The organism is Sphaerochaeta sp. (genome assembly GCF_050178175.1).
Classification (GTDB): domain Bacteria; phylum Spirochaetota; class Spirochaetia; order Sphaerochaetales; family Sphaerochaetaceae; genus Sphaerochaeta.
Genome location: NZ_JBFXGH010000006.1, coordinates 1 through 22,502, shown reverse-complemented (window position 1 = coordinate 22,502; position 22,502 = coordinate 1). Strand labels below are relative to the sequence as shown.

At 49.0% G+C, this 22,502-nt stretch carries 23 protein-coding genes; 9 read left to right on the top strand and 14 right to left on the bottom strand.

Annotated features, from left to right (window positions below):
- Positions 1–10: 10 nt before the first annotated feature.
- The 3 genes from mtnA (at position 11) to AB7S66_RS01465 (ending at position 3,180) form a co-directional block, all read left to right on the top strand.
- Complete coding sequence (gene mtnA / locus AB7S66_RS01475; protein ID WP_428517607.1) at positions 11–1,048, top strand: S-methyl-5-thioribose-1-phosphate isomerase; 1,038 nt, start codon at positions 11–13, stop codon at positions 1,046–1,048.
- A gap of 261 nt (positions 1,049–1,309) precedes the next feature.
- Entirely contained in the window at positions 1,310–2,671 is a 1,362-nt protein-coding gene (gdhA, locus tag AB7S66_RS01470; RefSeq protein WP_428517606.1) for an NADP-specific glutamate dehydrogenase, read from the top strand.
- Positions 2,672–2,799: 128 nt separating this feature from the next.
- Positions 2,800–3,180, top strand: a complete 381-nt coding sequence (locus tag AB7S66_RS01465) for a desulfoferrodoxin family protein (protein WP_428517605.1) — start codon at positions 2,800–2,802, stop codon at positions 3,178–3,180.
- Here AB7S66_RS01465 and AB7S66_RS01460 read toward each other — a convergent pair.
- Genes AB7S66_RS01460 through gltX form a run of 6 tightly spaced genes read right to left on the bottom strand, consistent with a single transcriptional unit; the run spans position 3,177 to position 9,764 of the window.
- Positions 3,177–3,890, bottom strand: a complete 714-nt coding sequence (locus tag AB7S66_RS01460; protein WP_428517604.1) for an ABC transporter ATP-binding protein — start codon at positions 3,888–3,890, stop codon at positions 3,177–3,179. The two genes, AB7S66_RS01465 and AB7S66_RS01460, sit on opposite strands and share 4 nt — an antisense overlap.
- Positions 3,878–4,660, bottom strand: a complete 783-nt coding sequence (locus AB7S66_RS01455) for an ABC transporter permease (protein ID WP_428517603.1) — start codon at positions 4,658–4,660, stop codon at positions 3,878–3,880. Before AB7S66_RS01455 ends, AB7S66_RS01460 begins: the two co-directional genes overlap by 13 nt.
- A gap of 10 nt (positions 4,661–4,670) precedes the next feature.
- Positions 4,671–5,645 (bottom strand): ABC transporter substrate-binding protein, encoded by a 975-nt coding sequence (locus AB7S66_RS01450; protein WP_428517602.1) that lies wholly within the window; start codon positions 5,643–5,645, stop codon positions 4,671–4,673.
- A 44-nt stretch (positions 5,646–5,689) separates the two neighbouring features.
- Positions 5,690–6,946, bottom strand: coding sequence for a tyrosine--tRNA ligase (gene tyrS, locus AB7S66_RS01445; RefSeq protein WP_428517601.1), 1,257 nt, complete (start codon positions 6,944–6,946; stop codon positions 5,690–5,692).
- A 4-nt stretch (positions 6,947–6,950) separates the two neighbouring features.
- A complete protein-coding gene (locus tag AB7S66_RS01440; protein ID WP_428517600.1) occupies positions 6,951–8,279 on the bottom strand; it encodes a glycine--tRNA ligase in 1,329 nt (442 codons plus the stop codon).
- 3 nt (positions 8,280–8,282) lie between these two features.
- Positions 8,283–9,764, bottom strand: a complete 1,482-nt coding sequence (gltX, locus tag AB7S66_RS01435) for a glutamate--tRNA ligase (protein WP_428517599.1) — start codon at positions 9,762–9,764, stop codon at positions 8,283–8,285.
- Between the two features lie 412 nt (positions 9,765–10,176).
- Here gltX and AB7S66_RS01430 point away from each other — a divergent pair, with 412 nt between their 5' ends.
- Positions 10,177–10,602 carry an HD domain-containing protein gene (locus AB7S66_RS01430; protein WP_428517598.1) on the top strand — a complete coding sequence of 142 codons (426 nt, stop codon included), beginning with the start codon at positions 10,177–10,179 and terminating at the stop codon, positions 10,600–10,602.
- On the opposite strand, the gene AB7S66_RS01425 is transcribed toward AB7S66_RS01430, so the two are convergent.
- From AB7S66_RS01425 to pdxA, 8 genes are all read right to left on the bottom strand, one after another.
- Entirely contained in the window at positions 10,599–11,444 is an 846-nt protein-coding gene (locus AB7S66_RS01425; protein ID WP_428517597.1) for an alpha/beta hydrolase, read from the bottom strand. The genes AB7S66_RS01430 and AB7S66_RS01425 overlap by 4 nt on opposite strands.
- 8 nt (positions 11,445–11,452) lie before the next feature.
- Positions 11,453–12,346: a helix-turn-helix domain-containing protein gene (locus AB7S66_RS01420; RefSeq protein WP_428517596.1), complete on the bottom strand. Its 894-nt coding sequence runs from the start codon at positions 12,344–12,346 to the stop codon at positions 11,453–11,455.
- 4 nt (positions 12,347–12,350) lie between these two features.
- Positions 12,351–12,998 carry an RloB family protein gene (locus AB7S66_RS01415; protein WP_428517595.1) on the bottom strand — a complete coding sequence of 216 codons (648 nt, stop codon included), beginning with the start codon at positions 12,996–12,998 and terminating at the stop codon, positions 12,351–12,353.
- Between the two features lie 2 nt (positions 12,999–13,000).
- Positions 13,001–14,248 carry an AAA family ATPase gene (locus tag AB7S66_RS01410; protein WP_428517594.1) on the bottom strand — a complete coding sequence of 416 codons (1,248 nt, stop codon included), beginning with the start codon at positions 14,246–14,248 and terminating at the stop codon, positions 13,001–13,003.
- A 29-nt stretch (positions 14,249–14,277) separates the two neighbouring features.
- Positions 14,278–14,910, bottom strand: a complete 633-nt coding sequence (locus AB7S66_RS01405; protein WP_428517593.1) for a CpsB/CapC family capsule biosynthesis tyrosine phosphatase — start codon at positions 14,908–14,910, stop codon at positions 14,278–14,280.
- A gap of 92 nt (positions 14,911–15,002) precedes the next feature.
- Positions 15,003–15,548, bottom strand: coding sequence for a cob(I)yrinic acid a,c-diamide adenosyltransferase (locus AB7S66_RS01400; protein WP_428517592.1), 546 nt, complete (start codon positions 15,546–15,548; stop codon positions 15,003–15,005).
- Positions 15,549–15,551: 3 nt separating this feature from the next.
- Positions 15,552–16,703 carry a hypothetical protein gene (locus AB7S66_RS01395; protein ID WP_428517591.1) on the bottom strand — a complete coding sequence of 384 codons (1,152 nt, stop codon included), beginning with the start codon at positions 16,701–16,703 and terminating at the stop codon, positions 15,552–15,554.
- Positions 16,700–17,728 carry a 4-hydroxythreonine-4-phosphate dehydrogenase PdxA gene (gene pdxA / locus AB7S66_RS01390; RefSeq protein WP_428517590.1) on the bottom strand — a complete coding sequence of 343 codons (1,029 nt, stop codon included), beginning with the start codon at positions 17,726–17,728 and terminating at the stop codon, positions 16,700–16,702. The genes AB7S66_RS01395 and pdxA overlap by 4 nt, the downstream gene beginning before the upstream one ends.
- Before the next feature lie 127 nt (positions 17,729–17,855).
- Here pdxA and AB7S66_RS01385 point away from each other — a divergent pair, with 127 nt between their 5' ends.
- From AB7S66_RS01385 to AB7S66_RS01365, 5 genes are all read left to right on the top strand, one after another.
- Complete coding sequence (locus tag AB7S66_RS01385) at positions 17,856–18,143, top strand: hypothetical protein (protein WP_428517589.1); 288 nt, start codon at positions 17,856–17,858, stop codon at positions 18,141–18,143.
- Between the two features lie 146 nt (positions 18,144–18,289).
- Entirely contained in the window at positions 18,290–19,303 is a 1,014-nt protein-coding gene (locus AB7S66_RS01380; RefSeq protein ID WP_428517588.1) for an ABC transporter substrate-binding protein, read from the top strand.
- Between the two features lie 189 nt (positions 19,304–19,492).
- Complete coding sequence (locus AB7S66_RS01375; protein WP_428517587.1) at positions 19,493–20,494, top strand: ABC transporter substrate-binding protein; 1,002 nt, start codon at positions 19,493–19,495, stop codon at positions 20,492–20,494.
- Positions 20,495–20,561: 67 nt separating this feature from the next.
- Positions 20,562–21,515, top strand: a complete 954-nt coding sequence (locus tag AB7S66_RS01370) for an ABC transporter permease (RefSeq protein WP_428517586.1) — start codon at positions 20,562–20,564, stop codon at positions 21,513–21,515.
- Positions 21,508–22,296 (top strand): ABC transporter ATP-binding protein, encoded by a 789-nt coding sequence (locus AB7S66_RS01365; RefSeq protein WP_428517585.1) that lies wholly within the window; start codon positions 21,508–21,510, stop codon positions 22,294–22,296. Before AB7S66_RS01370 ends, AB7S66_RS01365 begins: the two co-directional genes overlap by 8 nt.
- Positions 22,297–22,502 lie beyond the last annotated feature (206 nt).

Genomic DNA, 22,502 nt, shown 5'->3' with positions numbered 1-22,502 from the left:
GGAGAATGACATGGATGAATCATTTGTAACACTGATATTCAAGAACAATACGCTTACATTGCTCGATCAACGTATCCTGCCAACTGAAGTATCGTATGTGGATTGCAAAACCTACAAGGAAGTTGAGTTCGCCATCAGGGATATGATCGTACGAGGAGCTCCTGCCATCGGTGCTGCTGCAGCATATGGAGTGTATCTGGCAGCACTTCAGTGCCCAGAGGAGCCAGATTTTAAAAAAGCCTGTGAATCCCTCAGCCTTGCCAGGCCTACCGCTGTCAATCTCGGTTGGGCGATCAACCGAATGCTGAAAACGTATGAGCACAATAAAAAGCAACCAAGAAAAGTACTTCTTGGTTCATTGCTCAGTGAGGCTGACACCATCCGGGAAGAGGATATCAAGACCAACAAGCAAATGTCACGTATCGGAGCTAGAGTCGTTCCAGAGAAGGCAACCATCCTCACTCATTGCAACACCGGCGCACTGGCAACTGCAGGTTGGGGAACAGCTCTGGGGGTGATCAAGACGGCGTTCTACGATAAGAAAGATATCTTTGTATATGCCGATGAAACACGGCCGCGATTCCAAGGTGCTCGTCTTACCGCATGGGAGTTGATGGAAGCAAAGATTCCCTCCAAACTTATTCCTGACAGTGCCGCAGCGACACTGATTCGTGATGGGAAAATTGATTTGGTAATCCTTGGCGGGGACCGTGTAGCAGCCAACGGCGATGTGGCGAACAAGCTGGGAACCTTTGCCCTGTCTGTCATCTGCAAGGCATATGGGGTACCTTTCTACAGCGTCGTCCCCATTTCCACCATCGATTTCTCGATACCCGATGGCTCTGCCATTCCCATTGAGGAGCGGGATGCTGAGGAAGTCACTCATGTACAGGGAGTGCAAGTTGCACCAAGTGGAATGGATGTCTTCAATCCCGCTTTTGATGTTACCCCTCACCAGAATCTCACGGGAATCATAACGGAGAAGGGTATCATCTATCCGCCTTTCAAGGAAAATATTGAGCGGCTCAGGCGAGGAGAGTCGATGTAAATCCCTACCGGCAGTGGACACCTTCTCCACTGCCATTTTTTTAAATTTTTTGTAGGGAGTTATTTTGTGGATATGACAAAAAGAGGAACGATTCATTACGGTTCACCTCAGTCATTATTGGCTATGCCATGCCATTTACGCATACCGCAGAAAAACCTACCCTGTTTTACGGTTTTACGAAAGGCTTTACCAATTTCTCCATTTTCTATATCATCATATGCATATTATGTATATTTATACAAACAGAGGAGCAATACCCAAATGCACGAAGCAACACAACAGATCCTTGACCACGTTAAGCAAGTTGATCCAAACCAGAGCGAATTTATTCAAGCTGTAACCTCATTCATGGCCTCAATCGATCATTTGGTGGATGATCTGCCTCAGATTGTATACCATAAGGTCCTTGACAGGATGGTTGAACCTGAACGGGTCATCATGTTCCGCGTTCCCTGGATCGACGACGATGGACAGCTGCAGATCAACCGCGCATTCCGTGTTCAGATGAATAGCGCAATTGGACCGTACAAAGGTGGATTGAGATTCCACCCCTCTGTGAACCTGTCAATCCTGAAATTCCTTGCATTCGAGCAGACCTTCAAGAACAGTCTGACCGGACTGGCGATGGGTGGCGGTAAAGGTGGAAGTGACTTCAATCCCAAGGGAAAGAGCGACAACGAAGTTATGCGTTTCTGCCAGAGCATGATGACCGAACTATCACGCCATATTGGTGAGGATACTGATATTCCAGCAGGTGATATCGGAGTTGGGGCCAGAGAGATTGGATATCTCTATGGTCAATACAGGAGAATGAAGAACCGCTCCGTTGGCATCTTGACCGGCAAGGGACCCTCCTATGGCGGCTCCTATATCCGTCCCGAAGCAACAGGATATGGATTGGTCTATCTCTCAGCTGCCATTTTGGAAAGCAAGGGAAAGAGCTTACAAGGAAAAACCTGTCTTGTCAGTGGCAGCGGAAACGTTGCACAATACACCACCGAGAAGCTGTTGCATATGGGTGCCAAACCAATAAGCATGAGCGACTCATCGGGTATTCTCATAGATCCCTCCGGAATTGATGAAAAGAAACTAGCCTACATCAAGACACTGAAAAACGTGAGGAGAGGAAGAATCAGTGAGTATGCCCAGCAGTTCAAGGAAGCAACCTACATCCCCCACAATGGCTCAAACGATGCCAATCCCCTGTGGGATGTAAAAGCTGACTATGCTTTCCCCTGTGCAACCCAGAATGAAATCAACGGGAATGATGCCAAGAACTTGGTGGCTAATGGGATTTCTCTGGTAGCTGAAGGTGCAAATATGCCTACAACATTGGAAGCTGATGCTATCTTCAAGGAAGCAGGCGTCCTGCATGCTCCTGGAAAGGCAGCCAATGCCGGTGGTGTTGCAGTGTCGGGATTGGAGATGGCACAGAACAGCCAGAAACTCCAATGGACCCCTGAAAAGGTCGACCAACAGTTGCAACAGATCATGAAAAACATCTACGCTTCCATCAGCCAGGCAGCAGATAAATACAGCACACAGGATAACTTTGTTGATGGTGCAAACATTGCTGGATTCCTGAAAGTAAGCGAGGCCATGATTGCCCAAGGGTATGTATAAGACCACCATTGGTCCATTTTGAGGCAGGCTGGAAAGCCTGCCTTATTTTTACTTGTACCCTATTAGGAATGAAACCCACTGTACTACCGGAGAAATCTAGGGTATCATGCAAGCTAAGGAGAATAGCTATGAACAATCAGATTTTCTACATTTGTAAGCACTGTGGCAACATTGCTGTGAAGGTTGTCGACAGAGGTCCGAAACTCTCTTGCTGTGGCGAGGAGATGGCCCCCTTGAAGGCAAACACCGTTGATGCAGCCCAGGAGAAGCATGTTCCTGTCGTAAGCATTGAAGGGAACAGGCTGAGTGTGAATATAGGTTCCGTGGATCATCCAATGACCCAGGAACACCACATCGAATTCATTTATGTCCAGACTGAAAAGGGTGGCATGAGAAAGGCTCTCCCTGTTGATGGAAAGCCACACGCAACCTTTGCACTCGATGATGACAAGGCTGTTGCTGTGTACGAGTATTGCAACCTACATGGACTCTGGAAGGTCGATCTCTAGGATTTGACCAACGTTTCCACCAGCTTGGCTTCCAAAGCCAACAGAGACGCATCACCAATATTCCTCGCATTGCGGGGAATATTTATTTTCTGGTACAACAGGGGTTGTCTTGGGTCACCAAGACAACACACAGCATCTCCAAGCAAGATGGCTTCCTTAGGGTCATGGGTGACAAACAACGTAGTCTTTGGACACTCTTCCCATAACCTGATGAAAGCATGCACAAGGGAATATTTCAATTTGATATCCAGGCTCTGGAAAGGCTCATCAAGCAACATGAGATTACACTGGTGGGCAAAGGCCCTTGCAATCGCAACACGCTGCCTCATTCCACCTGAGAGCTGATGAGGATAGAGAGAGAGACTCTCTTTTAGCCCTACAATACCAAGATAGTGCAGAGCTCGCGCTTCCCTTTCACGTCTTTCCTTGCAGGAGGAACGAATTGCAAGCCCAACGTTCTCATATACGGTACTGGAAGGAAGAAGCCTTGGCTCCTGGAAGAGATAGCTGATCTCCCCTTGCTCTCCCTCTTCCTTTTCAATCGTTCCTTCATCAGGTTGCAGCAATCCAGAGGCCATCTGCAACAAGGTGGTCTTTCCTTCACCGGAAGGACCAACTACAGCGAGTATCGTGGAAGGTGGTACCTCAAGGCTGAACCGGTCGAAGACCTGGTTCTCACCATATCGCTTGGAGATATTCAGGAAACGCATGGGACCCTCCTCGCATCGAGGTGATGCTTCAGAGCACCGACCCCATCCACCACGAAGGTAAATACCAGGTCTCCAAAAGCTGTAAGGAAAACGGCGACCAAGGTCCAGGAGAGCACCCGGTCAGTCTCCAGCTGTACCTGGGCTAATTGCATCCTTGATCCAACTCCATACCGGGGAACCGTCAATACCTCTGCGGCAATTACCACTTTCCAGACCATGGAAAGCGCTGTCTTGGCACCAGTGACAAAAAAAGGGACCAAGGAAGGAATAATGAAATGTACAAGTTTTGTCTGTTTTGAGAATCCGTAGAGGTCACACATCTCATCGAGATGGGTATCAAGTTGCCTTACTCCCATCTCCATCTGTACAAACATCACCGGGAACCCCATAAGGAATGCTGAAAACAATGGTACCGTACCACTGGAGAACCAGATGAAGGCAAGCAGGATGACGCTCATCACCGGTACCGCTTTCAGTGTAGTGACAAACGGTTTCAAGAAGGTGGAGAGCAAGGAGAACCTACCAGCAAGCACCCCAAGGATTGAGGCACTCACGAGAATGATCAGGAAACTTTCCAATGCCCTGAGTACAGTGAACAGCACATTTACAGTAAAGACCGGTTCACGCACCAAACCAAGCAAGGTATTGAAAACCGGTCCTAGACGGGGAAGCAGAATCTGGCTATCGAGCCACACGGATGCAACCTGCCAAATGATGAGCAGGATTGCCGAAGCAAGAAGAAGTATCAGGTTCCGCTTCACATAACGCATGGTCTACTCCTTACAGATATAAATTGTCTGCAGGAACTGCACCACCGATGGCTGCCGGGTTGAAGGAATGGAGGAACCTGTAGTAAGCCTGTACTTCATCCTTAACTTCCTGGCTGGGTGCAAACACCAAGTTACAGAAGGGGATGGAGGGAGTTGCCAGGGCCGCCTTCATGATTCCCGCATCCTCAATTGCCTTTCCTGCTGCTTGGGGCTCTGCATTGACCCATGCAACAGAATCTTCATAGGCTTTGAGGATATCCTCTAGTGCTTCCGGGTGGTTCTCTGCAAACTGTTCACTTACCACCATAACACTCATTGGATAGTTTGCAACTCCGGAAAGTTCCTCATAGAGCGCCTGGATATCAACAACTTCTTTTGCACGCTTGCTCCCATTGAGAATCATGGAAACAAACGGCTGTGGCAACATGACCAAGGACACCTTTCCAGCAATCGTCATCTGTGCAAGCTGTGCTGGGCTGGCTACAGAATAGTCAAGGATCACATCCACTCCAGCCTCTAGCCCCGCTTCCCTGAGCAGGAGTTGAGCCATCTGGTCGGGGGTGGAGCCAGCGCCGGGTACATGCACCGTTTTTCCAAGCAGGTCATCCACACCTTGAACCGATCCATCACTGGAAACTACACTGAGCATCCCGTTTCCGATAACTGCAGCAAGCTTGATCTTGACTCCCTTGTTGTAGATATTTGCAGCAAGGTTGGAAGGAAGACAGGCAAAATCGAGCTCCCCGTTGGCCAGGCGGGCTACCACTTCATTGGGGGAAGGGAACACCTGCATTACAATCTGAATGTCTTCGGTGATTCTTCCACCATTCTCATTCAGGGCAACAGAAGAAAATCCAGTAGGCCCGGCCATGACAGCGAACCGGACTTCCAATGGCGAGTCAACCGGATTCTCAGCGACCGGTTGTGCCCCGATTGCCACCATGGCAAGCAGGGCTACGAAAACAAGACTGATTTTGTGTTTCATCACATATCTCCCTATGGAAAGAGGGGGCAATCCCCCTCCTTCACTCATTCTACACTGATACGGAAATACCGCTTCTTTCCAGCACGGAGAATCAACTCCCCATACTCATCCAGATAGGAGGAATCGATAAGTGCCCTGGGATCCTCAATACGTTGTTCGCCGATCCATGCGCCTCCACCTGTTACCAAGCGGCGGGCATCACTGTTGGTTGCAGCCAAGTCAGTCCGGCTGAACAAATCCAGCACCCCAATACCCGAGTCCAGCTCTGCCTTGCTGATGGTCAGTGAAGGCATGCCTTCGCGGCCGTCAATGCCCAGATTGGCACCATTGAACATGGCCTTTGCCGCAGTTCGGGCCTTTTCGGCTTCCTCTTCCCCGTGAATGATCTTTGTCTGTTCATAGGCAAGACGGTCTTTTGCATCGTTGATATTGACGTTCTCGCCCTCATACTGGGCAATCTCCTCAAGAGAGAGGAAGGTAAAGAGCTTGAGGAACCTCACCACATCTGCATCGTTGACATTTCTCCAGTATTGGTAAAAATCATAGGCGCTGAAGAGCTCGGGATCGAGGAAAACAGCACCCTTCTCGCTCTTGCCCATCTTGTGTCCATCAGCACGGGTGATCAGGTTGAATGTCAAACCATAACATTCAGGACCACCAAGTTTTCTGATCAACTCGATGCCGCTGACAATATTCCCCCACTGGTCATCCCCTCCAATCTGCAGGCGGCAACCATGATCACGGTTGAGGATATGAAAATCGTAGGACTGCAACAACTGATAGTTGAACTCAATAAAGGAAAGTCCACGCTCCAGACGTTGCTTGTATGATTCAAAGGTGAGCATCCTGTTCACCGAGAAATGCTTTCCTATCTCCCTGAGAAAAGTGATATAGTTCAATCCATTGAGCCAGTCTGCATTATTCAATGCAATAGCTTTCCCCTTGCCACCCTCTGGATGTTCACTGAAGTCAACAACGGTACCCAGCTGTTCCTTGATGGCGGCACAGTTCTTCTCAATTTGCTCAACGGTGAGCATTCTCCGCATCTCGGTCTTTCCAGATGGGTCCCCGATCATGGCAGTCCCCCCACCGATAAGCGCGATAGGGTTATGCCCTGCGTTCTGCAGATGGTGCATGGCAAAGAACGGCACCATATGACCGATATGAAGGCTCTTGCCGGTTGGATCTGCACCTACATAGAACGTTACAGGGCCTGCATCCATCAGGTCGCTGAGCGCATCATAATCGGTACATGCTTTGACGAACCCTCGATCGATCAGGGTCTGTAATGCTTTGTTCATTGTACTACTCCACTCGCTTGTATGCTTTGTTTGCTTCCTTGATTGTGGCAACCAAATCCGAGATGCTTACCCTGCTTTGTTCCATACTGTCCCTGTATCGAAGGGTGACCGTATTGTCTTCCAGAGTCTGGTAATCAACGGTGACACAGTATGGGGTGCCGATCTCATCCATTCTTCGATATCTACGCCCGATAGCGCCACTGACATCGAAGAAGGTTGAAAAGTCATCTCTCAGTTCCTTTTCAAGCTTGGAAGCAAATTCCGCAATTCCGTCCTTCTTCACCAAGGGAAGGACCGCAACAGTTACAGGAGCAATGTTCGGATGGAAGTGCAGCACTGTCCTGACATCCCCACCCTCCAATGTCTCTTCCTCATATGCATCGCTGAGTGCCATCAATACATTACGGGTCAAGCCAGCAGAGGTTTCCACAACGTATGGAAGATAGCGCTGGTTATCCTCAGGGTCGAGATAGGTAAGATCTTTCCCACTGAACTTCTGATGCTGTCCCAAGTCGTAATCGGTCCGGTTATGGACACCCTCAAGCTCCTGCCATCCCATAGGGAAAAGGAACTGAATATCATAGGCATCCTTTGCGTAGAAAGCCAGTTCGTCCGGGCCATGCTGATGCCACCTGAGGCTGCTTGGCTTGATACCCATCTTATGATAGAAAGCCATCCGCTGATCACGCCAATAGCCGAACCATTCCTCATCAGTTCCAGGTTTGCAGAACCACTGCATCTCCATCTGCTCGAATTCACACGAACGGAAGATGAAATTCTTCGTGGTGATTTCGTTTCTGAAGGACTTGCCTACCTGTGCAATTCCGAAGGGAACCTTCACACGACTTGAGGATACCACATTCTTGAAATCTGCATAGATTCCCTGTGCAGTCTCAGGCCGTAGGTAGATTGTGGAGGCTCCGTCCAGATTTGCGCCGATGTGGGTCGCAAACATCAGGTTGAAATTCCTGGGTTCGGTAAAACTATCGCGGCTGCCACAGATAGGGCAAGCACCACTGAGATCAATCTGGTCGGCACGGAATCGTGACTTGCACTGCTTGCAATCAACCATGGGGTCACTGAAGTTGGACACATGCCCACTCGCTTCCCAGACCCGGGGGTGCATGAGGATGGAGGCATCCAATCCAACGATATCATCATGGATCTGGGTCATCTCTTTCCACCAGAAATCGCGAATGTTGTTTTTCAGCTGAACTCCCAGTGGCCCGTAGTCATAGGCTCCATTCAAGCCACCATAAATTTCACTTGACTGAAAAATGAACCCACGTCGCTTACATAAGGAGACAATCTTATCCATCGTTACTTCTGCCATTTGCTATACCTCTTTCTTCAGCACGTCCAACGCTGTTTCAATTCGTTTATATGTCTCTGCCTGGCCCAATAGCTTGATGGAGTCAAACAGGGGAAGGCTAACCGTACTACCGGTGAGAGCAACCCTCAGGGGCATGAACACCCCGTTCACCTTGATGTCCAATTCATCGGCCAGGGAAGCAATTTCTGCTTCTATTTCCTCGTACCCCTTGCCTGTATCAAACCCTTCCTTAAGCTTTGCATAAGCTCTCTCCAAGGCAATGGTTGCAGTAGCCAAGTCCACCTTTTTGGCAGTGAACAAACTCACATCCTCATAGGAGGGTGTCTCAAAGAGGAATCTACTCAAATCAACTATGTCGCTGAGTACCTTCAGCCGCTCCTTACTCACTGCAGTGAGTGCAAGCATGTCGCGCTTCTCATGTTCCTGTAGGGGAAGGGTGACAAATCCAGCTTTCTCCATGTAGGGAAGCAAAAGTTCCAAGAGCTCTTCATCCCCTTTCTGGCGGATATACTGTCCGTTGAACCAATCAAGTTTCTTGTAGTCAAATATCCCAGGAGCCTTGTTGATCTTCTCCAGAGTGAAGAGCTGTTCAAGTTCTTCCTTGCTGAAAAACTCCCTCTGTCCATCGTAGGACCATCCTACCATGCTCACATAGTTCATCAAGGCCTCAGGGAGGTATCCCTTCTCACGGAACTCTCTCACAGCTGTCGCGCCGTGACGCTTGCTGAGCTTCTGTCCGTCCTTGCCCATAACCATCGGCAGATGGCAATACAGGGGGGGCTCCCAACCGAATGCCTCATAGAGAATGATGTGCAGAGGACCGGAGGGAATCCACTCTTGTGCCCTCATGATATGCGTAATGCCCATCATGTGGTCATCAATGACATTTGCCAGATGATACGTGGGGAAACCGTCACTCTTGAGCAGTACAGGATCAGGACTGACATCCTTGTTCTTTCTCGAAATATCTCCCATGAGCACATCGTGGAATGTTGTCTTGCCCTCAGAGGGCACCTTCAGACGGATGACGGGTTTGATGCCTTCATCCTCATACGCCTTTCGCTGTTCAGCGGTAAGATTACGGCAGTGGCGATCATATCCCTGCTGCTTGCTCTTCTCTTTCTGTTGTTGTTCACGCAAGGCTTCCAACCGCCAAGGAGTACAGTAGCAGTAATAGGCCTTGCCTTCATCTACCAGCTTCTCGGCATACTGCTTGTACAGGTCGAGACGCTCGCTTTGGATATAAGGACCATAATCCCCGCCGACCATGGGACCCTCATCCCATGAAACGCCCAACCACTCAAGCGTGTCATATAAGTCCTGCAAGGACTCATCACTGTAACGCTCACGATCGGTGTCTTCCACACGTAAAATGAACTTGCCCCCGTTTGCACGGGCAAAGAAATAGTTGAATAATGCCGTCCTTACCCCACCGATATGTTGCAAACCGGTCGGAGAAGGTGCATAGCGTACTCGTACTCCCATCAGGATACACTCCTCTCAATGCTACTGTTGTACCGTAAATCAGAGATTATAGCAACACAGATGACAGGACAGGAGCCCAGTATCTAGACACGTGTCCCAATAGTGGGCTTTCCTGTTGACCTTCTTGGTGTATATCGATACGGTACACTCAATTGAACGGAGGAACACGATACTGATCAACTTAACAATACCAGCCTTTCCAGCAGGGGGAAACACCTCCCTCTCAAGCCTGTTTAGGTTGTCTGTTACCCTATTTACTACGTTATACACGTCCAAATATCTCAGCCCTTTCAATCAGCTCACCAGCTTTCCAACCGAACTGCTGTTCCTACTCTTTTCCCTTATCAGTTTTTTACTCGCATACAACATCCAACGAACCTGCAGACCACGTTATCGGCGCGAGCATGAACTGTTGGTAAGTGATATACTTACCCATGAGGAATTTCTTAAGCTGAAAGAGTATCATCATCATGCAGGTCATATCTATGACCATGTCACCCGGGTAAGCTATATCGCATACCGCATCAGCAAGGCTTTAGGCTTGGATTATTACGCTGCTGCGCGGGGAGGCTTGCTCCATGACTTCTTTCTCTATGACTGGAGGGAACGGAAGAGCCAGGATGAGAAACGTTCATCCCACGGGAAGGAACATCCCTATATCGCTTTGGAGAATGCACAGAAGTACTTCACCGTGAATGCAAAGGAAGCTGACATCATCGTCAAGCATATGTTTCCCAAGACACTCTCTCTTCCCAGATATCGGGAGAGTTTCATCGTAAGTCTCAGTGACAAGATTGCTTCAGTCTACGAATATAGCCAACGATTCAAACGTTCCTAACGTTCTCCTTCAATCCAGGAAACCACCGCAGCCATCGCTTTATCCTGCGCCTCCTGATTCTTGTCGTAAGGCATGAGATGCCCAATATCTTCAATATGCAGATGTTTGTTCACCCCTTTGCTCTTGGAGGTAACAAGCGTACAGGCTTCCTGGGGAATGGTGGAATCCTTCCCCCCGCTGATAGCCAGGGTATCTGATCCTAGGTGATCGATGCAGGCAACCGCTTGCTTCCGGACCCGCTCCAACTCCCAAATTCCTGATGGGAACTGGTACGACCAATACTGGGACCCTAGATATGCATCGTCATCGGGATCCCCCTCGTAGTAAAAGTGATACTCAGGATCACCCTGCCAGGAGACTTTGCGTTTCTTGATGAAATGCTTCAGCAACCAGATGGTCTTCCTCGGGATTGCAGGAATCACCAGGGCAGGGGCAAGCAGAACCAGCGTGTCGGCAGAAAATGCATCAGCAATAATGGTGGCTATGGCCCCGCCCATGGAGTGACCTACCACGGAAACCTTCTCATACCTACTGGAAAGATGAGCATAGGCGTCATAAGCAGTCCCAATCCAATCCTCTGCCTTGGAAGCGAGAAAATCCATATTGCTTGTACCATGACCCGGGTAACGGGGGCAATAGACATCATACCCCTTCTCGAAAAGATCAATACCTGGCCTGATCAGCTCCCCAGGATATCCGGTGTATCCATGACAGAGCAACACAGCCTGCTCTGCTGTCCTGTCATGGACCATTGCCCATGCCCTGGCACTTTTCCTGACAGGAGACTGGTCCTGATAGTGCTTTGCGGAAAAACCGGGTACTTCATAGGTTATATGCATCATGCTTCCTCCTACCAACTCTGTTTCAAAAGGTTCAATAAGTCTATACGGCTCCTGACCTGGGTCTTCCCATAGATATTGGCTATGTGGTTGTTCACCGTATTTGCGCTGATCCCCAGCTCACCGGCAATCTCCTTATTGGTCATACCTTTGCTGATCAACTGTATGACGGAGAATTCCCTCTCCGTTATATGATACTCCTCAAGATCACCAAGGCTCAGTTCAGTCTTGGGTTTCTGAGCCCCGTCATCACGGACAATCCCAACGAATGTGATGAACAGGAATGTCATGATCGTGATGGAAAGTGCGATGAAGTACACACCTAAAAGGAATGGCTTAAGCGCAGGAATGAAGAGAGCCAGCAGAATTGCCGGCACCATTGAAGCACTCACGATAATGATGGCAAGCGCTGAGGCTCTGGCGGTCTTGTTCTCAACTGTCTTGATGTTCCGCAACATGACTATCAAACAGAAACCCATGACGAAAACAAACACAAAAAGCATCGCCTGGTCCAATATCATCTTTCCTGTAATCTCGCGTGCAATCCCCAATCCGAGATAGATGGCAGCAAGGGAAAAAAACAGTCCTTTGTATGGATTTCTCCACGGGTGAGCTATCACCCAAGTTGTGAAGTACGGGATAAAGACGATAAGGAAGGCAAGATCAGCGAGAAACACTGAAGTGATGATGACTGAAACCACCGTATAGGCAACTCCACTGAGGAACATTTGGCTGAGCACCTGTAGTGCCAAGAGCATCATACATCCCAGAAGGGATGCATGACAGACAATAAAATAGGTTGTCCAACGCTTTGCATTCACAAGGCGGTACACGATGGCCAAGGCCAGTGTCATACAACCCAGACCGAATGCAAGCATGTAGACCAGCAGCAGGATTCCGCTCACTGTCCTATCCTTTATCCTTGTTCAGGCCCAGGCGCTTCTGATTGTGTGTCAGATCAGCCAACCCGCAAATATCGGTGATATCATTCAACAATGCCACCATGTTGGTAGGGGCCAACCCTACCTGAGATGTTGCGAGCGCATTATAGGAAGATGCATTCACAGCAGCCTTCGACTTCGCTGAATAGAGTTTGAGATGCAGGTCAAGCCCTTCATTCAAAAGATAGGAGGCATCACTTCTAAAGCCAGGGAATTGCTTGGAGAGTGCACTCTCAATCAGAGCAGGATCATTCACGAAGCCCTTGGGAGTCTGCAAGTGCAGCAGATACCAAAGAGGAAGGGATGGATTGTTCCAAGCCAGACGAACCTTTTTCTTCTCTGCAAGGGGCATTGCTTTCTTTACATCCTGTACAGAGACATTCAGGTCTGCAAAGCCGAAGACCAACCATACACTGCTGTACTTCTCCTTGTTCCGCATCTGCCCGGCCAAGGTGATCAAGTGGGCAAGGTCCTTGTAATCAGGTTCCCATACCACCGTCATGTTTGCATAGCGACAGTCCTTGCGCATTTGGGAAAAGTAGAGGGCTTCCGCCTCGGTTGCTGTCACCACCAGTACAGTCCTGCGTGGTTTTTGGGATATGCGTTTGCGTGCCATTATCACTCCTCCTTATCCTTGCTTGTGTCCACAAAAGAGAACTCCGAGAGAATCGGAAGAGCTCCGAATGCTCCATTCATGTACTGACTCTGCGTCTTGTCCTTGCTTCTTGAATACTTGAAATTGGCCAGACTGAAGTATACGGTGGCACTCTCACTATTCTTTTCGGCAAAGTAGACACCATCACGCCTGAGTAATCCCGGCTTGAGCAAGGAGGGGTTGCAATCAACCACGAGCATCTGGGAACCATAGCCCAGGTTGCTTGCCTCAAATATTTCCACAACGTGACAGAGAACATCAGGATGCAACAGCATGCCGAAGTCATCGATCACCAATGTCTGGTTCCGGGTGAAAGCATCAAAAAATGCGACCCCCATAAGACACAGGCGTCTGAGACTTAAACTCTCCAAGGAAAAATAGGAGGCATAGTGTTGTGTTACATTGGTGTGGACAAATATGATTCTCTCATCCTTGACCCTGATATCACGAATGTCGGTGATATCAACACTCCAAAGGAAGTTGATCAATTGCTGGACCCACTCAGGATGTTCAGTCAAACGGTTGATGAGATACTTCTCACTGATGTTTGATACTCCCATGGGAAGCAGATGCAGGCTGTCACTCAACCAAGCATAGAGCAAAGAGGTGGTATCACTGCCCTTCTGGGCAGAAGCTCCCAGGAAAGAGTGTTTCTCGTCAACCTTCCCAACCAATCGTTTCTTGTCACCACGATACATCTTGCCCCAGCGATACTTGTAGGTCAAATCTTGCTCATTGAGGAGGATACTGTTCTCATCAACCTTCCTTTCAAACATCATTCGTTTTGAACGACCAATGAGATGGTAGAGGGATTCCTCGAAAATCTTTTCCCGGTCACTGACCAATGTGTACTGAGCAATGGTCGGTTCCCCACTCTCTTCATCTCTGTCTACCAGTACCCTGATGATGATGGTTGCTGGCTGTCCTTTCTCCTCGGAATAAGCGAAAGATGTACCACTGAGAATCTGGAGAGGGTTCTCCGTCTCCTCGGTTGCACATACAATACCTTTCAATGCTTCAAGCGCACGTACAAAAGAGCTCTTTCCAGCCCCATTGGGACCTACAATGGCTGCTGTCTTGATCAGCTTCAGTTTCTCAGTGACTTCGACAACTTTTGACTCAGGGAACCTATTGTCCCTGACCGCTTCAAAAGAAATGGTTTGTGCAGACTTTACGGACTTGAAGTTCGCAATAGTCATATCCAGCAGCATACGCTACCTCCTCATACCCATAGGTGGATTCACCAAAGATTTTGCATACTCCGCCCCACTGATGGCCATTTCTCGATGGCATCCACCAAGCGGGAGGGAAGGGTCTCATCACCATGATTGTCTGTGGCGATCACATCAATCAAGCCAAGTTCCAAATAGGGAAGCGAAAGTTCGCTCTCCACAGCTTCAACATTTGTCTGCAGCAAACAACCGAGATCGCGTAAACGTTGCAACATGGCACTCTTCGGGTTCAGCCAAAGATACCGTTCAACATGCGCTATAAGTGGGCGATAGTGCATCTCAGTAAGTTCCTGCAACCGTTCCAACAATCTGGGAGGGGGCAGGGAAAGCCCGAACTCCACCAACGAAAACCTCCCATCGATGGGAACCGTCTTGAGGTTCTCCTGCTCACCTACAAAGAGTTCACTGCCCAAGTAGGTCTGTATTCCCAAAACCTCCGCTTCTTTCTTTGCCCACTCGTAGGTCTCTCTCAGCTTTGAAACGTTTGTTGTCACATACGGATTGTAGATATGGGGAGTGAATGCTATTGCTGTGACGCCTGAGAGCTGATAGAGATGCAGCATACGGATGAACTGTTCTCGTGAGAGGTAGCCATCGTCAATCTCAGGCAAAAGATGGCAGTGCATGTCACAAATACCCATAGACAAAACTCCTTGCCGTGATTATATCCGTAATCTTGAAAATGTGAAAGGATAAAACAAGCATTGCAAGGTATTAGGCTATCAAACAGTGGCTAAAATTCAATCATTGGTTGTGCAGCGCGCTTTGCATCAGTGAGATGATGCTTTATCTCAGTCAGTTCACTGACCATGTCTGCGACAGATATTAATTGTGGCGGGGCATTTCTCCCGGTGATGACGATATGGGGAAACCCTTCCTTGTTCTTGTGATCGGCAAGCCAGTGACAGACTTCCTCACAGTCAAGGTATCCAAGGGAGAGCGTGTAGGTGAATTCGTCAAGGACAATCAGATCGTAGGAAGCTGAAGATATCCAACGCTTCACCTGCTGCCATCCTTTCTTAGCCAACTCAGCATTCTTTGCATTGTTGTCTCCTTCCCAGGAAAACCCAGAACCAAACTGTTTCCAAGGTACCTCAAGTTGCTTGAGGATACGATACTCACCGCTATCCAGGAGAGCGGGGTCCTTCTTGATGAACTGGGCAACTGCACACCGTGCACCGTGGCCCAAGGCACGAATCAACTGTCCCATCGCAGAAGAGGTCTTCCCCTTCCCATCACCCGTATAGACCAGAATCAGAGAGGATTGTATTGCTTTCATTTGCTACTCCATTACCATATATTGAGTCATCGTCACACCCTGTCCATCATCCACCGACTCCCCGCTGATCTGCCTCTTGGCAAGCTGGTCCTGGCTTAATGCTTGTTGCAGGATCAAGAGCGTATCATGGGCACGTTTATCACCCGTTGCGTTGTACACATCATTCATAAGGTCCACAGACGCCTGAAGCTCTCCCAAGGCGGCAAGCATCAAGGATGCGTTGTACCCACTGCCAAGTTGCCCTGTTTGTTGCCAGATTGACAGGAACTGCTGATACGCTTTCTGGTATTCACCATCCTTGGCAAACTCATGTGCAAGATCTGCTGAAGCGAGTTTTTCCTTGTTCTTCATGAGTGAAAGATACCTGGTCTCCCAGGATGGTGCCAGGCGCAGTGCCATCCTGTCTGTTGCACGCTCGATAATCTGGGAAAAGAGTGGATCAAAAGAGGGAGCCAAACCACTGCCGTAGTTTCTCTCATCGCGATGGTTGCCATCTGGATCATAGTACCGTGTCCCAATCTTGGTTCGTTCCTCTTCCTTGTCTGTGAAGCTTTCACTTGCCAATATCTTACCATCATGCAAGCTGGTTATGGTATACGAGAGCCCAAGGGTAGCTCCCTGCACCAGGTAATATTCTCGCTTGGTGACTTGCTCACTGCTGATGCCGCTGCTATCGGTGACAAACTCCCTGCAGTCAGTTCCCTCAACGCGCTCCTCGATATCCATGTAGGAGATTTCACTGCTCATGAGCAGGTCAAACCCCTTATCACGCATCAAGCGAATACTATCTTCTCCTGCTTTGGACAGACTAAGATAGGCATCGGTAGCCTCGGGGGCCAATATTGAGAAATAGCGGGTATCACGCAAAGCCTGCACAATCTTCCGTGTTGCAAGGGAGGCAACACGCTCAGAAAGATTCGGGTCATACCCGGTGGAGAGTGTAAAATCCGTTTCTTGCAAGCCGCTGACCCAAGGGCTCACAGGTCGGCCGTAGGGAAACCGATACATGGAGGTTGAGGAGACTGCGAGACCCCTTTTCCCCTGTAGGTCCACTTCGCCCGGGACCATATGACAAACCCTCACAGAGGTTGTGCAACCGCTGAGGGCCAAGACAAAAACAAGAACCAGGAACACAGGTGCCAATCGCTTCATCATCTTTCTCCTTCTGCCAGGAGGTAGTCTGCTGCTGCCTCCAATGCGCGGACCATGCCAGCAGCATCGGCAAGATTCTTCCCTGCAATGTCAAAGGCAGTTCCATGATCCACACTGGTTCTCAGGAACGGAAGGTTCCAGGTGATTGAGATGGTCTGGTTGAAATCATAGGTCTTGGCAGCTATATGTCCTTGGTCATGATAAAGGGAGATCACTGCCCTATACTTGCCGACCCTTGCCTGGTAGAAGACAGAATCGGCTCCAATGGGTCCGGCAACATCCACCCCATGTTCTCTGGCTTCCTTGATGGCAGGCTCGATGGCTCGCTCTTCTTCATCACCAAAGAGACCATGCTCCCCGCAATGCGGATTCAGACCCGCAACAGCAAGGCTGAGCTCATTTCTGAATGCACCACCATGGCTCTTCGTTATTGCATCACACTCCAGAATGGTCTTCAGCAATGACTCCTTTGTCACCGCATCACATGCCTGGCGCAATGAGAGATGCCTGCTGTGGAAGAATATTTTCAATCCCAGCGTATCAAACATCGTTATTGCACGCTCGGCCCCGCTGAGCGCACTGAGAATTTCGGTGTATCCTACATGGTCGACACCGGCGGCTTTCAAGGCTTCCTTATGAAGGGGTGGTGTTACCAAGGCATGAGCATATCCACAACCAATAAGACGGACCGCCTCCTCCACTGCATGATAGGCAGCACGGCCACACATTGCCTGTATTTCTCCATAGCTGAATCGTTGCATATCCAAGATATTCTGGGAATATAGAATATGACGACTGCCGCTTTCGGTTGCACGGACCAAGGATTTGTCATCAACAACCACGGCATCAAAATCTGAAGGGATGCCCAAATCAGTAGATACCTTCTTCAAGAGAGGGACATCACCGATTACCACCATCCCCATGGAAGGGGGAAGATTTATGCGTTGCATAGCCTTCAGCACAATCTCAGGACCAATCCCTGCTGGATCCCCAAGGGGGACAGCCAAATACCATCGTTTTGTTTCCATATCCGCATCATAGCAGTGTGATTCTTACCTGTCCATACACACAAACCGATACAACTAATTGACAACCTGATTACCTTCTCTTATGTTGGAGGTGTGGGATTTGAATCTGATTTCAAGGAGTAACGACATGGCTAAATACCGTGATGAAGAAGATGAGCTCGAGGATGAGGAAGATCGTTATTTCAGCAGGTTAGAGGATGAGGAAGATGCTTATCTTGCCGATTTATTTGATGCTCCTGAGGTAATTGATTTCGGTGATGACGATGATGAAATGCTCGACGAGGATGAAGAAGACGACGACTTGCTCGATGATGGGTTCATGGTCGATGGAGATGAGTCCTATGAGGATGAGTTTTACGACGAAAATGACGATTTCGATGAGCCGGACTCATTTGATGAAGATGATTTTATCTAATCCAGCGTGACCTTTGCCCCCCTCCCCGGACTCACCGGGGAGTTTCTTTTTGCTTCATTACAAAAAAAGTTCATGTTTCTACGAATAGATACTTGCACTTCTCTAAGTTTCTATATATAGTAACGTCATCACAGAGGAGATTGACCATGAAAAGAATACCTATCCTGCTTTTGACGTTCTTGCTTATCGGAACCTACCTGAGTGCACAACCTGCTACCGAAACAGATCCCGCAATAGGGGGAGAGAAAACCTATACCATCGGTATTTCAAAACTGGTCAGTCACCCTGCCCTTGATGCAATTGAACAGGGAATCATGGACCAGCTTGAGGCAAGTGATTTCTCTGTAACGTTTGACAACCAGAACTGCAATGGTGAAATTGCTACAGCTATCGCCATCGCCCAGAAATTCAAGAGTGACGACAAGGATATCGTGGTTGGTATCGCCACCCCGGCGGCCCAGGCACTTGCCCAGATCATCAAGGACAAACCAGTGGTATTCGGGGCAATTACCGACCCGCTGGCAGCAGGATTGGTTGTTGACTATACGAAGACTGAAGAGACGAATATTGCAGGAGTCTCTGACCTGAACCCTCTTGAGTTGCAACTGGAAACCTATTTTTCCATTGTCAAACCAAAGACCCTTGGGATGATCTATACCAGCAGCGAAGCCAATGGTGTGGTGCAGATGGAGATGGCCAGAGAAATCAGCGAAGCAAATGGTGTCAAGTTCGTGGCAGCAGCAATCAGCAACTCAAGCGAGGTAAAGATGGCCGCACAATCCATCATCGACCGCGTGGATGCGATGTACGTGGCAATAGACAACACCGTTGTCAGTGCCATCCCCAGTGTGAGTGAGGTCTGCATGAAGGCAGGAGTACCCCTTTTCAACACGGACACCACCAGCAGCGAAAACATCGACTTCCTGATGAGCTGGGGTTTCAACTACTACACCGTTGGGGTAGAGACTGGGAAAGTGGTGGAGCGAATCATAAAAGGAGAAGACCCAAAGGATATCGGATGCATTTTCTTCGAGGATCCAGCCCAATTTGAACTATGGTTCAATCTCGATACCGCTGATGCACTTGGCATCACCATTGATGAGTCGTTGCTTGCCAATGCAAAGGTGATCATCAAGGATGGAAAGAAGCAATTGCAATAAGGATGTTGACTCTCTTTGTAGTGTGAACCTGTCTCTTCGGGGGCAGGTTCCTTTTTATGGGTAAATCCAGACAATACTTGCATATTATATGAATTATTATTCATTATTTTGTATATTCGGATTTACAAATCCGGAAATTCCAGCTATAGTTTTGCAAACGAAAAGGATTATCCGCTTGGAGGAATGATTATGAAAAAACTACAGCGTCCGATGCTCATTGCTCTCTCCCTGCTACTCTGTGTTGCACTGCCACTCTTCAGTGCAGGCCAGGTAGAACAAACCGGCCCACAACCGTACAAAATCGGTATTTCCAAATTGGTCACCCACGCAGCGCTCGATGCAGCCGAGCAGGGGATGATGGATCACCTGGCAACAACTGATCTTCTGGTAACCTATGATCATCAGAATGCAAACGGTGATATTTCAACCGCTTCCTCCATTGCCCAGAAATTCAAGAGCGACAAGGTGGATGTGGCCGTCGGTATCGCCACCCCTGCCGCCCAGGCGCTTGCCCAGGTGTTCAATGAAAGCTCCGGCACCCCGGTAGTATTCAGTGCTGTCACCGATTCAAGTGAAGCCGGCCTTGTGGCGGCAAACATTGCCGGAGTATCCGACAAGAACCCGGTTGAAGAACAGATCAAGCTCCTGATCGACATCACTGGTGCAAAGTCCATCGGCAATGTCTACGCTTCCGGTGAAGCCAATGGTGTCCTGCTCATGGAGATGGCAAAGGCCGCTTGTGAAAAGTATGGTGTAGAATTTGTTTCCGCAGCCGTTTCAAACTCCAGCGAAGTCAAGATGGCAACCCAGTCAATCATCGACCGAGTTGATGCCCTGTATATCGCCACAGACAACACAGTCATCAGTGCCATCGCCTCAGTTGACGATGTTGCAAAAAAAGCGGGCAAGGCGCTCTTCTGTGCTGATGCAAGCGGTATTGATGGCCTGAATGTCCTGGTCAGCCTTGGCTTTGATTACTACAACATCGGTGTTGAAACAGGCAAGATTGTTGAACAGATTCTCAGGGGAACTAAAGCTGGGGACATTGGAACAGTCTATATCACCGATCCCACAAAATTCCAGCTGTGGTTCAATCTTGATGTAGCTGAGAAGCTTGGGTATACTATTCCGCAGGATCTGCAAGATGCAGCAGCAGTGCTCATTAAGGATGGTGTGAAAATTACCCAGTAATTGGGCAATTGCAATCCCGCCGGAACTGTATTGAGCCGGCGGGTTTTTTCTGTGTAAGGGGTAATACATGCTTGAAGGAATTTTTGTAGATGGCCTGATCTTTTCACTCATGGTCATCGGAATCTTAATCTCATATCGGATTCTCGATATTGCTGATCTTACCTGCGATGGATCGGTGGCCACCGGAGCGGCAGTTGCAACCATGGCCATTGTAGCCGGCCTTCCTATCTTTGTTGCATTGTTGCTTTCATTCTTTGCAGGAGTGCTTGCAGGCATGGTTACTGCCGCCATCCACAATAAACTGAAAATTCCTGGCTTGCTTGCAGGTATTCTTACCATGACCATGCTCTACTCAATCAACTTGAGAATTCTGGGGAACAAGGCCAACGTCCCCTTGCTTCGCGTGGAGACCTTGTACTCCAAGCTTCCTGAGGCATTCCAGTTCCTTCCCCCTGAATGGGCCAGTCTGGTGGGAACCCTGCTGGTGGTACTCTTTGTAAAGGTGCTCATTGATATCTTCTTCCGTACCGACCTTGGTGTTTCTCTTGGTGCAATGGGAGGAAACGAGCAAATGGTCATCAGCCAGGGCATCAACCCCGAGGTATTGAAGCTGATCGGACTTGGGCTCTCCAATGGCTTGATCGCTCTCTCTGGCGGACTGCTTGCCCAGTACCAGGGCTTTGCTGATGCAAACCTTGGAATCGGAATGGTCGTCCAGGGACTGGCAGCAATCATGCTGGGAGAGTTTCTCTTCTCTACCAACCGAATATCGCTGCTTACGCTAAGAGCCATCTTGGGAGCCATCATCTACAAGGCATTGATGTTCTTTGGCAGAAAGTACGGGTACTTGGTCAACATCACCCCGAACGATTTCAAATTGCTCACAGGTATATTGGTCATCGTCAGCTTGTTTATTGCCCAGACACGCAGTGCTGCAAGTTCTGCAGGGGCAAAAAAGAAAGCCATTGCACGCTCCCAGGCAAAAAACATGAGCGACAAGGAGGATGCAACCAATGCTTGATCTGAGTAATATCACCAAAGTCTTCTATCCCGGTACTGTCAATGAAAAGACAGCCTTGGAAAACATCAACCTCCATGTAAATAAAGGGGATATCATCTGTGTCATTGGCTCAAACGGCAGCGGCAAATCCACGCTTTTCAATCTCATCAGCGGTACCTACCCCGTCACCAATGGAAAGATCATTTTTGATGAGGTGGATATCACCAGCAGCCCCGAGTATCGCAGGGCCATGACCATCGGTCGAATTTTCCAGGACCCCACCAAGGGAACTGCTGCAAATATGTCCATTGAGGACAATATGATCACAGCTATGACAAAGGGAATGAAGGGCCTGCGTATAAGCCTGAACAATGAGAAGAGGCAAGTATTCAGGGAACTTCTCAAGCCCATCGGTCTGGAGAGCAGGCTCAAGGACAATGTCGGACTGCTCAGTGGAGGACAGAGACAGGCTCTTACCCTGTTGATGACAGTCATGAGCAAACCCAAGATGCTCTTGCTTGATGAGCATACCGCTGCACTCGACCCAAGGAATGCACAGATTGTCATGAACCTGACCGAACGATACATCAAGGAGTATGAACTTACTGCCCTGATGGTCACGCATAATATGCAGTTTGCCATCGACTTCGGTAACCGTCTGATCATGATGGATGAAGGGTCCATCATCCTCGATGTTGCCGGCGAACAGAAGGCAAGCCTCACAGTGGAAGAGCTGGTACGCAGGTTCAAGGACCTACGCAAGAAAAACTTTGACAATGACGAAGGACTGCTTGCCGATTAACTGGTTGTCAGCGTTGCCCGCATCATATGAAAAAGGGCAAGAGGTAGTGTAGTGAAACCCACCATTCAGGATACGGCGTTGGAGCCAATGTTCTCCCGCCGTTTTCTGTATACTCTTGTTATTCCCCTCATCATCGAGCAAGTGCTCATGGTCTCCATCGGTATGGCCGATACAGTCATGATTGCATCGGCCGGGGAAAGCGCTGT